We start from the raw sequence: 12,329 nt of genomic DNA on the forward strand, positions 1-12,329 counted from the left end.
GTTACCCTCCCTGCATCGGTGACAGGATTTCCAGCTGGCTACCCGCCTCAAGCGGCTGGCTGGCATAGCGGCTACGCGGCACAAATTCGCCGTTCAGCGCGGTGGCGACGGTGCGCGGGTCAATCTGCTGCTCCGCCATAAGCTCTGCCAGCGTGTCTGCATCGGTTTCAATCGTGTGCCCATTAAGTTGAACTCGCATGAGTCATCTCCTGAGTAAGTTGCAGCATGAGTTTTTCAGCCATAATCGGAGCCAGCAAAAAGCCGTGACGGTAAAGCCCGTTCAGCGAGAAACGACCCTTTTCATAGCGGACTTCAGGCAGGTTCTGTCGATAAGCGGGGCGCAGACCGGTGCCGCTCTCCACGATGCGCGCTTCGGCCAGCGCCGGATGCAGACTATAAGCGGCACTGAGCAGCTCCATCATCGCTCTGGCACTGATCGGGCTGCTATCGTGGCTTTCGACCATCGTGGCACCCAGCATGAAGTGCCCGTCTGCACGCGGCACCAGATAGCAGGGAAAGCGTGGGTGCAGCAGCCGGACAGGACGGGAGAACTGAACATCGGGGGTCTGGAGAATCAGCATTTCGCCCCTGACGGCGCGCAGCGCGGGCTGCTGATCTGCAGCGTGGATGCCACGGCAGTCAATGATTGTGCCGGTGGGTTTACCGCTGTGTAAGGGCACGCCAGCCTGCTGCAGTTTGTCGCGCAGTTGCTGCATCGCGCGGCGGGGATCAAGATGCGCCTCCGCTGCAAAAAACAGACCACGGGCAAAGCGATTTTCCAGCGCCGGCTCGATCTCTCCGGGGGCGACCCACTGATGCTGCTGCGTCATGCTGGCGAAACGTGTCAGTTCGCGGCTGTCACGCGGTGGCGCAACCACCAGCGTGCCCTGCTGTTCCACACCCTCCACGCGTTGCGCCCACCAGCCCGCAGCGTGCTGGCCCCATTCGATCACCTGCGGCGGCGCGCTTTCTGCTTCGCACCAGGGCGCGAGCATGCCGCCCGCCCAGTGTGAGGCGGCACGACAGTCAGGCTGCGTAATGATTTCGACGCTTTCTTCCCGCTCCACAAGCAGTGTGGCGACACACAACCCGGCCACACCGCTGCCAAGTACCGACCAGCGGCTCATGATGCCCACCGGCGAGGATGAGAGAAAATCAGGATGAGAAGTTTCACTTTGGCCTCGTTATCAGTTAACGAAGACCCGTGATACGGAGGGAAAAGGCAGAGACGTCGCGAATGCGCCCCTGCGGCAAGTATCTGATGCGATACCCGTCTTCCTACGCCAGTATCAACTGGGTCAGGTTCTAAGGGTCGCTAAGCCGCGCAATGCGCTATTAGCCTCTCAGTCTCTCTGGCGAGACTCCCCTGACGGGTTTAGTTGTAAGTTAAGCGGGCAGCTTCGTCAAGCTGCAGGCAGGGTGCAAAACCAGAAAATCGTGATTAACGGGCAGAACCAGACGACCAGTCAGCAGCGGTTGCCAGCGTCACAAAGGGTCCCGCCAGCGTCTGATTGTGATGACCAATAATACTTTCCGCAGAGAGATGTGGATTATCGACAGTGGTATGCGCATCGGAAATCAGTACAACGTTAAATCCCAGCTCCGGTGCGGCCCGACAGGTGGTATCAACACAGCACTCCGTTTTCATCCCGGCAATCACCAGTTGTTTTATGCCTCTTTGCTTAAGCTGAAGTTGCAGGCCGGTATCCCTGAAACAGCTGGGGTATTTTTTTGTGAAGACGACATCTGACTGCGGGTTAACCTGCAACGCCGGTATCAGACCAGTCAGCGGACTTTGCTCGTTGAAAGGAGAATTATCAGGCCCGATGTGTCGCGCAAAAAAGACGGGAACTTCAGACTGCCGTGCTTTGGTGATGAGCAGAGTGATATTCGACAGAATACGGTCTGCAGCAAAAGGCGCCGCTGGACCATAAAAAAGGCCCTGCTGCATGTCGATGATTAAAAGTGCACTTTCAGATGTCTTCATGACCTGGCTCCATTCAGTTTTAAGAACGGAGAACAGGTCCCCGTCCGGTTCGGCGGGGAGTGGGAATCTGTTGTGTCAGGTGCCCGTCACAGACTCGCCTACGCCGCCGCTGAGCGCGGTGGTGGTGACGGTGGTGAAAGTCAGAACTGACATAAACATTTTACGATCCTGAGTTGATGAATTCGTGAGGAGTCTCACCCGGCAGGAGAGGACCGGAATTTACATTACCCGGAACACTGTGGCTTTTAAAGCGCCTGCAGCGATTGCGTCACCGCGTCGGTGATTTCACGAATACGCGGTTCGGCGCGGCGATAATAGGTCCATTTGCCCACTTTGCTGGCTTCGACCAGGCCCGCATTGTGAAGTGCTTTCAGGCATAACGACGTGGCGGGCTGTGATAAGCCCGCCTTGTCCTGTATGAGGCTGGCGCAGACGCCATACTGATCGAAGGGATAGAGCTGGGTATAGCCCGCAAACGCTTCGTCAGGATTTTTAAGCCACTTCAGCACTGCCACTCTGGTCGGGTTGGACAGTAACTTCAGGGCATTTTCGGGGGACATGCCGCCTCACAGAATATCAGGATTGAAAAACAGGATAGTCAGTATAGCCTTTCTCAGTGCCGCCATACAGGGAGGCGTGATCGACCTCATTCAGCGGATAGCCTGATTTAATGCGCGCAGGCAGGTCAGGATTGGCGATAAACGAGCGGCCAAAACCAAACAGATCGCCCCAGCCTTTTTCCAGCACATGCTGTGCTTTTTCAGCCGTGTAACGACCCGAATAGATGATCGGAGATCGGAATGTTTCCCGCAGTGCGACGCGGAAACTTTCTGGCATGTCCGGGCTATTATCCCAGTCGGCTTCGGCAATAGAGAGATAGCCGACTCCCAGCGCATTCAGCATCTGCGCAGCGCGGATGTAGGTCGTATGGGGATCGCTTTCAACCAGTCCAAGATAGACGCGCTCTTCGTCAGTGCTTGAAAACAGTGGCGCAAATCTGACGCCAACACGATGGCTGCCAAATACCGAGCTGACCGCCTCAACGACTTCGCGCAGGAAGCGCAGACGATTCTCCGCTGAACCACCATATTCATCCGTACGGAAGTTAGTGTGCTCTGAAATAAACTGGTTAATCAGATAACCGTTGGCGGAATGCAGTTCCACGCCGTCAAAACCGGCCGCTTTGGCATTCTCAGCCGCACGACGGTAAAGTGCCACAATCTCTTTAACTTCCGCTGTGGTCAGTGCCCGTGGCTCGCTGGGTGCAGTTAATATCCCCGCCCCTGGCCCTGTCTCAATAAACACCCGGACGTTGTCGGCTGCAATAGCTGAAGGCGCCACCGGGGGCTGCTTCTCTGGCTGAAGTTCATTATGTGATACGCGGCCAACATGCCAGAGCTGGCAGAAAAGGGTGGCGCCTTCCTGATGAACCGCTTCTGTGACCTTTTTCCAGCCCGCGATCTGCGCGTCGCTGTGGATCCCCGGCGTCCATGCATAGCCCTGTCCACGGGGCTCAATCTGGGTGCCTTCGGTGACCATCAGTCCCGCACTGGCGCGCTGGCGGTAATACTCCACCATCATCTCGCCGGGAATGTTGCCCGGCTGCTCACTGCGGCAACGCGTCAGCGGCGGCAGTACAATGCGGTTACGAAGCGTGAGATCGCCCAGGTTCAGCGGGGTAAAAAGTGACGGCATAACAAAAAGTCCTCTGATGTGTGAAGGGCGACATTATATTTACACATTTAAATTTGTAAATGTGTAATCTGTGCTTTTTGTTCCGGGACTGTTTATTATGGGGGGATCCTGCAGACATCGCACTCAGGCCAGCTGCAGGATCATCAGGACATTATGAAGCGTATTTTTCAGTGAAGGCCTGCCATTGCTGGCGATAGATATCCATCTGTTTCAACGCACCATCAATAGACGATTGCGCAGCGTTGCCGGGGTTGGGCGTTGCACTGATTATTGCCGCAAAGGCACTGAATACAGCGTCTGTATTACCACCTGAATTCATGGCTGCCATCATGCTGTTCAGCTCAACCTGAGGCCGTGCGGTGCCGCTTTCAAACTTGTTGAGATTATCACGCGCACTCTCCTGCATGTGGCGAGTGCCATAACGCATAGCTAACGTCAGCGTATCCTGAGCGCCCGATAACATCGCACTGTTACGAATAGCCACTTTGACGTTTATCATCTGATCAGCGATGCCCGTTGCCTGTTTCTGGTTATCTCCGGAGACATATTTTTCAATCAGTTTATGGAGCTTAGACTGCGTCAGGGTCAGCGCCATGGCTTCAGCGGTATCGCTGTTATCGTACTGACCACGCCCCGCCTGACCTTCAACCAGCACCTGATGTAAGGCAGCAGCAAAGTCATCCATCGTGCTCTGCGTTTTGTCAGCGGTCATACTCAGGAGTGGACTCAGTGTGCTGGCATCTGAGCTGGTGTTGGGGTCGTTGAACAAGGCATACGCGAGGTTAATGGACGGCCCCTGGCCTGATGACTTTAACTCTGCCAGTGCCTTCAGATTTTTTTCCTGCTGCTCTGCCGCAATGGGCTCATCGCGGGCGTGTAAAAGCCGTGCTCTTGCCTCCGGGGAGATTACCACCACACTGGCCGGTAACTCTTTAGCGGTGATACTTTCTTTAATGCTGTCCGATGCTGTATTTGGTGTGATGAGCGTGGTTGAATATCCTCTTGCCACGTCTGTGCTAATGCCACTGATTAACCCCATAATGCCCTCTACGGTTTGTCTGGTTGAACAATTAATCGGCAGGATGTAACTCATCTTTACAGGCATATATTCAATCCGTGAGTGAGGCGACTTATTTGAGGTTTAACTATCAGCGCTATTACGACAGGACTTTACTTCACCATCTGTTCAGAATTATTAAGTTGAACCTTCAGCGGGTCAGCGCAACCAGACAGGGAATCTTCAGAGGAAACGTTGTGATTAATACACTTTCTTTAGACGCGCTTGGGCCACGCATTTGTATTATGGGGCCGTCTAACAGCGGGAAATCTACTCTGGCTGCTGCTATTTCTCGCAAAACAGCCTTGCCTGCCGTTCATCTGGATCAGCTTCACCATACTCCGGGCACTCAATGGATTCCCAGAGCACCGGCTGAGTTTATGCGTTTACACGCTGACGCGGTGAGTCAGGAAAAATGGGTGATGGATGGGAATTACACAAAATGTATTGAAGAACGTCTCGCGCGCGCCACAGGATTCATTCTTCTGGATGTAAAAGTACCTGTGGCGCTAATTCGGTATATTCGCAGATGTTATTCCTCCACACCACGCGTTGGAGGCCTGAAGATGAGCAGAGAGCATGTGACCCTGGAGATGCTGAAATATATTATCCTTACTGCGCCGAAGAATCGGAAGCGTCATAAGACGCTTTATGACCAGGTCAGACTGCCAAAACTTCGGCTAAATTCTTCAGGTGATTTTCAGGCCTGTCTGGAATACTGGGGCTTATAATTAAAAAGTGACTGTCCAGCCCCGCTTCTGTTAATCAACAGGCATCAGGCTCGTCAAAAGCGCGTTCAGCGATTCACCTGGCCCGGTTAGCTACGGCTGAATACCAGTTTCAGGCCTGCCAGCGCAAAGCAGCAGGCTAACAGAGCATCGAGTCCGCGACGAATGCGTCGGTAAAAGGCGCCCATGACAGAGGTTGAGAACAGCAGAGCATAACCGCCGAAGACCAGGACGCAAATGGCTGCACAACCGCAGAGGATTATCGGCAGTGTTGAGGCACTCCCATCCGGCCTCAGCGCAAATGACATAATCGCCACCCAGGTAAGAATTGCTTTGGGATTGCCGATATGCATCAGAATGCCCTGACGATACAATCTGCCATAAGCGACCCGCTCATCGCTGGCGGTAAAGTCACCGGTTTCCGTCCGCCGCAAAGCCGATTTACCCGCTTTATACGCCAGCCAGAGCAGATATAACCCGCCGCCAATTTTCAACGCAATCAGCAACTGTGCGAAGGTTGCCAGCACGGTCAGTACACCGCAGGCGGCCAGCAGCGCCCAGATCATCGACCCACTCACGACTCCCGCCGCCAGCGCCAGTGCAGCACCTCTGCCCTTTTTCATTGCCGTGCCCATAATGGCCATATTGCTTGGCCCGGGACTCGCCGTAGCGACAAGATAAGTGGTGAAGATCAGGACTAACTCGTGCGAAAGCGCCATCATTGCCTCGGTGATGAGTGGTTATCCATCTGTTATATCGGTCGTCGTATGAATTTACAATTCATTCACACGCTGCCGCTCAGCTTCCAAAGAATGTTCGCTAAAGCATGCGCACGTTAACTTTCAGGCAGTGCCAGTCAGGGATGATTGCGATCATCCAGACGCAACTGCATAAATGTCAGATCCAGCCAGCGCCCAAATTTATTGCCGACTTCTTTCATGGTGCCCGCCTCAGTGAAGCCCAGCTTTTTATGCAGCGTGATTGACGCTCTGTTTTCCGATTCAATACCCGCCACCATCACGTGCTTTTTGCTCTTACAGGCAAGTTGAATTAACGTCCGCATCAGGGCATCACCTATGCCTTGTCCCCGCGCGTTTTTATGAACGTAAACAGAATGCTCAACGGTGTGACGATATCCATCCCAGGGCCGCCAGTCACCGTATGAAGCATATCCCAGCACGCTATCATCATTGTTCGCTGCCACTATCACAGGAAAACCCGCCTGCTGACGACTGTGTATCCATTCGATACGATTAGCGACATCTACCCTGCTTTCATTCCAGATGGCCGTGGTGTTAAGCACCGCATCGTTGTAAATCTCAGCAATCACATCAGCATCACTTTCAATAGCCGCACGAATAATCATGGTAGACACCCCTTTGCTCACTCACTAAAGTAGATGAATTGTACACAATGATAGTTATCTATTATGTTAGATGAAATGTCCAGTAAAGAAGATAACCTGAATATCCGGATCGGATTAAAGGTTAAAGAGGAAAGAGAAAAACGCGGCTGGTCACTGACTGAACTGGCAGGTCACTCCGGTGTATCGCGGGCGATGATCCACAAAATCGAGCGTGGAGAGAGCAGCCCGACGGCAGTTCTGTTAGCCCGGCTATCGGGCTCTTTTGACATGAGCATCTCGCAGCTTCTGGCCCAGACAGAAGTTCAGACAGGCACGCTGGTCAGGCACGAAAATCAGCCGGTATGGCAGGATCCTGAGACCGGCTATTTGCGTCGGCACGTTTCACCGGGTGAGATGCCGGTCGATCTGGTCAGTGTCGAACTGCCGGCCAATACCGCTGTGCCGATGCCAGCTATCTCCTATATTTCAAGACGTCAGCTGATATGGGTATTGGAAGGGTCATTGACGTTCGAAGCGGGGTCGAGCACTTATGAAATGGCGGCTGGAGACTGTCTTGAACTGGGCGATCCAGCTGATTGTGTCTTCAGAAATAACACCAGCAAGGCATGTCGATACGCTGTGATCGTCCTGCGGCCAGTCTGATACGTTTAGTGGCAGAAATCCATCCGCGATGATGGATTTATAACGCGCTGTTTCTGAAAGCATTATCGTTATAGCACTGTTTAGCCAGGGTTATTTAACGATTATTTCCGGCATAGATATCAGGCCGGGTAATCGTCCAGATAAAGTTTTCCTGGTTAACGGGTTCATAACCAAGCTTTTTATAAAGCCAGGGGGCCGTTGTGGTACACAGCAGGATTCTGCGCAGTTTTATGAAAACCGGATGGTCATGAATTGATGCCATGAGCCATCTGCCCAGCCCCTTGCCCTGATACTCTTCCAGAATATAAACATCACTCAGCCAGGCGAAAGTCGCATAATCGGTAACCAGCCGGGCAAACCCTATTTGTGACTCATCATCATAGACACCAAAAGTCAGGCTGTTCTCTATCGACACGGCGACAGTATTCATGTCGATGCCAGCCGCCCAGGTTGAACGCGTCAGATATTGATGGATAGCCTTCTGGTCTAATTTTTCCTTATCGGTACTGATGAGATATGAGCTATTTCGCCATTCAAATACTGTATTCATCTTCACCCCTCTCCCTGATGATTTATTCATAACATCAGCCGTCAGGTTAGCCTGATCATGCAGTGACATCACTTATCTCATATCAGATATACCCTGTCTCCGTAGGCAGAATATCGGCGTGAAACATTTTTTTGAAGATGCGGATGGCGGGCAAAGTGAAGGTGATGGAGATGGGTGATGGATGATGGCGTTTTTTATGCTGACACTCATCTTTGTGCAAACCCACGTCTGGCACAGGGATGAAAACTCAGTCCGGCTTTTGATCTCTCTACAGTCAAATCGCCAGCCGGGCTAAGCCTGCTCAGGAAACGTTTATTTCCCCAGAATCTCTCTGCGGACAATCTCTGCGCCAGCACTTAACGCGTGAAGTTTACCATTCGCAACCTGACGCGGCAGAGGGATCATCCCGCAGTTGGTTGAAGGATAGAGATTTTCAGCATCCACAAACTGCAGCGCTTTGCGCAGCGTCTCAGCCACGGCTTCAGGCGTCTCAATCTCATGGGTTGCCACATCGATAGCACCGACCATGACTTTTTTACCGCGAATCAGCTCGATCAGGTCCATCGGAACGCGCGAGTTCTGACACTCCAGTGAAACGATATCAATTGCCGAACGCTGCAGTTTCGGGAAGACTTCTTCATACTGACGCCACTCGGTACCCAGCGTCTTCTTCCAGTCGGTATTCGCTTTAATGCCGTAGCCATAGCAGATGTGAACGGCGGTTTCGCACTTCAGACCTTCAATGGCACGCTCTAACGCAGCGATACCCCAGTCATTCACTTCATCAAAAAAGACGTTAAACGCAGGCTCATCAAACTGAATAATATCCACACCGGCTGCTTCTAACTCTTTAGCTTCCTGATTCAGGATTTTGGCGAATTCCCAGGCCAGCTTTTCGCGACTTTTGTAGTGATTGTCATAAAGGGTATCGATCATGGTCATCGGACCCGGCAGCGCCCACTTAATAGGACGATCGGTCAGCTTACGCAGGATTTTCGCATCTTCAACAAACACGGGCTTCTGACGTGAGACTTCACCCACCACGGTCGGGACGCTTGCGTCGTAACGATTACGGATGCGAACCACTTCGCGCTTTTCAAAATCTACGCCGCTGAGGTGTTCAATAAAGGTCGTCACGAAGTGCTGACGGGTCTGCTCGCCATCACTGACGATATCAATACCGGCCCGAACCTGATCGTCCAGACACAGACGCAGCGCATCTCTTTTGCCGTCAACTAACTCTTCATCCTGTAATTTCCAGGGTGACCAGAGCACTTCTGGCTGCGCAATCCAGGAAGGTTTAGGCAGGCTGCCAGCAGTGGATGTCGGTAATAAGGTTTTCATAGCAGGTGACCTTCTGGTTTTAATTAATCAAAGAACGAATTCAGCAGACCATTGCGCGAGAAGTGTCTGATTAGGCTTAATGAAATGCGCCTCAGTAAACCTGCCCTGCTCGACGGCCAGCCGGCTGCGCTCTTCGCGATCATAAACAATGCGGGTTAACGAATAATCCTGATGCTGCAGCGTGGGCTGGTAGCACTGTCCGGCTGCAGAATTCGCGTTATAAATTTCAGGACGATAGATTTTCTGGAAGGTTTCCATCGTACTGATGGTGCTAATCAGCTCAAGGTTGGTGTAATCACTGAGCAGATCGCCGTGGAAATAGAAGGCCAGAGGCGCGACACTGCCCTGCGGCATAAAGAAACGCACTTTCAGGCCCATTTTTCCGAAGTAAAAGTCAGTCAGGGAAGGCTCATCCTGCTGATACTCGATGCCCAGTACCGGATGCTGATTACCGGTGCGCACGTAGGTGTTTTTGCTCGATACGCTCAGGCAGATAACCGGGGATTTACTGAAGCTCTCTTTATAGGCCGCTGAGTTAACGAAGCTTTTGAAAATGTTACCGTGCAGCTGACCAAAATCATCCGGCAGACTGAAGGCTGTCTGGCCTTTATTGTGCTCTGCCAGTACGACACTGAAATCATAATCACGCACGTAAGATGAGAAGTTATTACCAACAATCCCTTCAATGCGTTGACCCGTTTTATGATCCACGATATGGGTTTTTAAGATTTCAATCGCAGGGAACAATTCGTCGTTACTTTCGGGACGAAGATTCAGCTCAGCAGAAATAATCTCAAGTTCAACAGAATAGCGATCGCTTTTTGGATTGTCCCAGTGCGCAAGCGCATTAAAACGGTTGTCGATCATCGCCAGTGCGTTATGGAGGTTTTCCTGTCGTTTTTCGCCGCGCGCTAAATTAGCGAAGTTAGTCGTCGCCCGCGTATTTTTCGAAGGGTTATAGTTTTCGTCGAAACGAATGCGCTTGAGGGTAAAGGCTAAGTTGTTCATCGCTATCGGGTATCCTGGTCGCTGATATGAAGGGTTGCGTTAAGGGTTTATCCAGCGTTGCTATCCCTTTACACACATTCATATGACTCAAAGTTATTAACAATTCTTACTTTATGCCTCAACAATGAGTTGAAAAAAAGTGATTAAATTTCAACGAACATGAAGGAAATTCATGTTGGATGTGCGGAATGGTTTTTTTTTCATGAGCCGAGCGATTATTAAAACACCAGCTGTTAAATTCGTGTGTGAAACGCCTCGCAGCAGGGAGATCCTGCTGACCACGACAGCAAGACGTCATGGAGTAACAGACGAGATCATGAGTTTAATCTGTCTTTATGCCGCTGAAGATAGCGTTCTTTGACAGAATTTTTGCAAAGCACACTGCGTCCTGGCGATTGATGTAAGGACCATAATTCTCAATACGCTCATAACCCTTTCTCTGATAGAAATTTACTGCTTTAAGGTTAACAGATCGCGTTTCAAGCCAGATTTGGCTATACCCCATATTCAGGGCTGATTTTTCCAGGAAAGAGAGTAACGCATTACCAATCGCCGGCACGCTACGATCTGAAAACATTCTTTTGAGTTCAGCAATATCCCCGGCTAACGGTCTGATTGCTCCGCACCCTACTGCCTCGCCCCTGTGGTTTCGGGCGAGTACCCAGAGCGATCTCTCCTCCTCCAAAGAGTCCATGGTGAAGTTACTTTTGCCATCATCACCCGTAATCGCCGCGAGTTCTGCTGACAGTTTGCTTATCAGAAGCTGGGATGCTGCTGAACGAGGATCTGCTTTTTCTACTGTTATCATGCTCATACCCTTTCTTATGACGACGGTCAGGATAAAAGCAGATGAAGCAAAATGCATCTACCGCACTCTCTACCTATTCCTGACCCGCCCGTAATGACGGCTAACCCCGCACTTCGCATCTATAATTCAGTGGCTCAGACCCATGCACTCACTCTGGCGAGCCGTTTAACAGAGTAGGGGTATCTGGACTTCGCAGTGTTAGCGATATTCAATCCCGGGATGATGCCTGCGGGGTTAAGACGCTCATCATTTACAAAATCTAAGGAAGCCTCATGATCTTTTCTCTTAAAAATCAGGTTGCGCTGGTTACCGGTGCCAGCTCGGGTCTTGGCTATGCCTGCGCAGAAGCACTCGCTAAAGAAGGAGCCAGTGTGGTGGTCAACTACCACAGCCAGGCGGAACCCGCCGAAGAACTGGTTGAAAAAATCTGTGCAGACGGTGGCCGTGCCATCGCAGTGAAAGGAGATGTATCAAAAGAGACTGACGTAGAAAATCTTTTCGCCCGGGCCCTGGCTGAATTTGGCAGACTGGATATCCTGGTAGCGAACTCAGGGCTTCAGAAAGATGCCGCCTCCATCGATATGACGCTGGAGGACTGGAATACCGTTATTAACGTGAATCTGACCGGACAATTCCTCTGCGCGCGTGCTGCGTTGCGTCAGTTCCGCAGTCAGGAGCATCGACCGGAACTCAGCAGAGCCGTGGGTAAGATTATTCATATGAGCTCGGTTCATCAGCTCATCCCGTGGGCCGGACACGTCAACTATGCGGCGTCAAAAGGCGGCGTCGATTTGCTGATGAAAAGTCTGGCTCAGGAGGTGGGTGAAGATCGGATCCGTGTTAATGCTGTGGCACCTGGCGCTATTGCAACTGCCATCAATAAGGAAAGCACCTCGGGCGAGGCAGGCAAAGAGCTGTTAAGGCTCATCCCTTACGGGCGCATCGGTGCGGCTGAAGACGTGGCGAATGCCGTCGTCTGGCTTGCCAGCGATCTCTCTGACTACGTTCATGGCACCACCCTGTTTATTGATGGCGGAATGAGCCTTTACCCAGGGTTTCGTGATAACGGTTGAGTAGGCTTCACTGAAACAGGCTGGTGGCTGATTGATTGATAACTTTTTGGTGGCAACTTTACCCGGAACGG

At 51.8% G+C, this 12,329-nt stretch carries 15 protein-coding genes and 1 riboswitch; of the genes, 3 read left to right on the forward strand and 12 right to left on the reverse strand.

Features of this window, described 5'->3' with window-relative positions; all coding sequences use genetic code 11:
• Nucleotide 1: 1 nt before the first annotated feature.
• The 6 genes from thiS to HZZ01_RS21000 form a co-directional block, all read right to left on the reverse strand.
• Nucleotides 2–199 (reverse strand): sulfur carrier protein ThiS, encoded by a 198-nt coding sequence (gene thiS, locus HZZ01_RS13200; RefSeq protein WP_090964665.1) that lies wholly within the window; start codon nt 197–199, stop codon nt 2–4.
• Nucleotides 183–1,127, reverse strand: a complete 945-nt coding sequence (locus tag HZZ01_RS13205; protein WP_179898007.1) for an FAD-dependent oxidoreductase — start codon at nt 1,125–1,127, stop codon at nt 183–185. The genes thiS and HZZ01_RS13205 overlap by 17 nt, the downstream gene beginning before the upstream one ends.
• A 131-nt stretch (nt 1,128–1,258) precedes the next feature.
• A riboswitch (TPP riboswitch) is annotated at nt 1,259–1,378 on the reverse strand.
• A 63-nt stretch (nt 1,379–1,441) separates the two neighbouring features.
• Nucleotides 1,442–1,987 (reverse strand): cysteine hydrolase family protein, encoded by a 546-nt coding sequence (locus tag HZZ01_RS13210; RefSeq protein WP_179898009.1) that lies wholly within the window; start codon nt 1,985–1,987, stop codon nt 1,442–1,444.
• Between the two features lie 245 nt (nt 1,988–2,232).
• Nucleotides 2,233–2,547, reverse strand: a complete 315-nt coding sequence (locus HZZ01_RS13215; protein ID WP_010247494.1) for a helix-turn-helix transcriptional regulator — start codon at nt 2,545–2,547, stop codon at nt 2,233–2,235.
• A gap of 16 nt (nt 2,548–2,563) precedes the next feature.
• Nucleotides 2,564–3,682 carry an alkene reductase gene (locus tag HZZ01_RS13220; protein ID WP_179898011.1) on the reverse strand — a complete coding sequence of 373 codons (1,119 nt, stop codon included), beginning with the start codon at nt 3,680–3,682 and terminating at the stop codon, nt 2,564–2,566.
• A 151-nt stretch (nt 3,683–3,833) separates the two neighbouring features.
• Nucleotides 3,834–4,787: a hypothetical protein gene (locus tag HZZ01_RS21000; RefSeq protein WP_255434230.1), complete on the reverse strand. Its 954-nt coding sequence runs from the start codon at nt 4,785–4,787 to the stop codon at nt 3,834–3,836.
• Between the two features lie 152 nt (nt 4,788–4,939).
• On the opposite strand from HZZ01_RS21000, the gene HZZ01_RS13230 reads away from it, so the two are divergent.
• The gene (locus tag HZZ01_RS13230; protein ID WP_179898372.1) at nt 4,940–5,470 is read left to right on the forward strand and encodes an AAA family ATPase; all 531 of its coding nucleotides are present in this window, start codon (nt 4,940–4,942) and stop codon (nt 5,468–5,470) included.
• Nucleotides 5,471–5,556: 86 nt separating this feature from the next.
• On the opposite strand, the gene HZZ01_RS13235 is transcribed toward HZZ01_RS13230, so the two are convergent.
• The gene (locus HZZ01_RS13235; protein WP_179898373.1) at nt 5,557–6,186 is read right to left on the reverse strand and encodes a LysE family translocator; all 630 of its coding nucleotides are present in this window, start codon (nt 6,184–6,186) and stop codon (nt 5,557–5,559) included.
• 137 nt (nt 6,187–6,323) lie between these two features.
• Nucleotides 6,324–6,833, reverse strand: a complete 510-nt coding sequence (locus HZZ01_RS13240; RefSeq protein ID WP_179898013.1) for a GNAT family N-acetyltransferase — start codon at nt 6,831–6,833, stop codon at nt 6,324–6,326.
• A 63-nt stretch (nt 6,834–6,896) separates the two neighbouring features.
• Here HZZ01_RS13240 and HZZ01_RS13245 point away from each other — a divergent pair, with 63 nt between their 5' ends.
• On the forward strand, nt 6,897–7,475 hold the full coding sequence (locus tag HZZ01_RS13245) for an XRE family transcriptional regulator (protein ID WP_090964680.1): 579 nt from the start codon (nt 6,897–6,899) through the stop codon (nt 7,473–7,475).
• A gap of 94 nt (nt 7,476–7,569) precedes the next feature.
• Here HZZ01_RS13245 and HZZ01_RS13250 read toward each other — a convergent pair whose 3' ends face one another.
• The 4 genes from HZZ01_RS13250 to HZZ01_RS13265 form a co-directional block, all read right to left on the reverse strand.
• Nucleotides 7,570–8,025, reverse strand: a complete 456-nt coding sequence (locus HZZ01_RS13250; RefSeq protein WP_179898374.1) for a GNAT family N-acetyltransferase — start codon at nt 8,023–8,025, stop codon at nt 7,570–7,572.
• A gap of 312 nt (nt 8,026–8,337) precedes the next feature.
• Entirely contained in the window at nt 8,338–9,369 is a 1,032-nt protein-coding gene (locus HZZ01_RS13255; RefSeq protein WP_179898015.1) for a methionine synthase, read from the reverse strand.
• 27 nt (nt 9,370–9,396) lie between these two features.
• Nucleotides 9,397–10,377 (reverse strand): DUF1852 domain-containing protein, encoded by a 981-nt coding sequence (locus tag HZZ01_RS13260; RefSeq protein ID WP_179898018.1) that lies wholly within the window; start codon nt 10,375–10,377, stop codon nt 9,397–9,399.
• Between the two features lie 322 nt (nt 10,378–10,699).
• A complete protein-coding gene (locus HZZ01_RS13265) occupies nt 10,700–11,242 on the reverse strand; it encodes a GNAT family N-acetyltransferase (protein ID WP_255434231.1) in 543 nt (180 codons plus the stop codon).
• A 215-nt stretch (nt 11,243–11,457) separates the two neighbouring features.
• On the opposite strand from HZZ01_RS13265, the gene HZZ01_RS13270 reads away from it, so the two are divergent.
• Nucleotides 11,458–12,258, forward strand: coding sequence for an SDR family oxidoreductase (locus HZZ01_RS13270; protein ID WP_179898022.1), 801 nt, complete (start codon nt 11,458–11,460; stop codon nt 12,256–12,258).
• Nucleotides 12,259–12,329: the final 71 nt, after the last annotated feature.

The sequence above is a fragment of the Pantoea sp. WMus005 genome, from assembly GCF_013415305.1.
In the GTDB taxonomy this organism is placed as follows: Bacteria; Pseudomonadota; Gammaproteobacteria; order Enterobacterales; family Enterobacteriaceae; genus Pantoea; species Pantoea rara.

Coding starts and splice junctions, on each gene's coding strand:
- thiS (WP_090964665.1), bottom strand. CDS start 199: ATGCGAGTTCAACTTAATGGGCACACGATTGAAACCGATGCAGACACG.
- HZZ01_RS13205 (WP_179898007.1), bottom strand. CDS start 1,127: ATGAGCCGCTGGTCGGTACTTGGCAGCGGTGTGGCCGGGTTGTGTGTC.
- HZZ01_RS13210 (WP_179898009.1), bottom strand. CDS start 1,987: ATGAAGACATCTGAAAGTGCACTTTTAATCATCGACATGCAGCAGGGC.
- HZZ01_RS13215 (WP_010247494.1), bottom strand. CDS start 2,547: ATGTCCCCCGAAAATGCCCTGAAGTTACTGTCCAACCCGACCAGAGTG.
- HZZ01_RS13220 (WP_179898011.1), bottom strand. CDS start 3,682: ATGCCGTCACTTTTTACCCCGCTGAACCTGGGCGATCTCACGCTTCGT.
- HZZ01_RS21000 (WP_255434230.1), bottom strand. CDS start 4,787: ATGCCTGTAAAGATGAGTTACATCCTGCCGATTAATTGTTCAACCAGA.
- HZZ01_RS13235 (WP_179898373.1), bottom strand. CDS start 6,186: ATGGCGCTTTCGCACGAGTTAGTCCTGATCTTCACCACTTATCTTGTC.
- HZZ01_RS13240 (WP_179898013.1), bottom strand. CDS start 6,833: ATGATTATTCGTGCGGCTATTGAAAGTGATGCTGATGTGATTGCTGAG.
- HZZ01_RS13245 (WP_090964680.1), top strand. CDS start 6,897: ATGTTAGATGAAATGTCCAGTAAAGAAGATAACCTGAATATCCGGATC.
- HZZ01_RS13250 (WP_179898374.1), bottom strand. CDS start 8,025: ATGAATACAGTATTTGAATGGCGAAATAGCTCATATCTCATCAGTACC.
- HZZ01_RS13255 (WP_179898015.1), bottom strand. CDS start 9,369: ATGAAAACCTTATTACCGACATCCACTGCTGGCAGCCTGCCTAAACCT.
- HZZ01_RS13260 (WP_179898018.1), bottom strand. CDS start 10,377: ATGAACAACTTAGCCTTTACCCTCAAGCGCATTCGTTTCGACGAAAAC.
- HZZ01_RS13265 (WP_255434231.1), bottom strand. CDS start 11,242: ATGCATTTTGCTTCATCTGCTTTTATCCTGACCGTCGTCATAAGAAAG.
- HZZ01_RS13270 (WP_179898022.1), top strand. CDS start 11,458: ATGATCTTTTCTCTTAAAAATCAGGTTGCGCTGGTTACCGGTGCCAGC.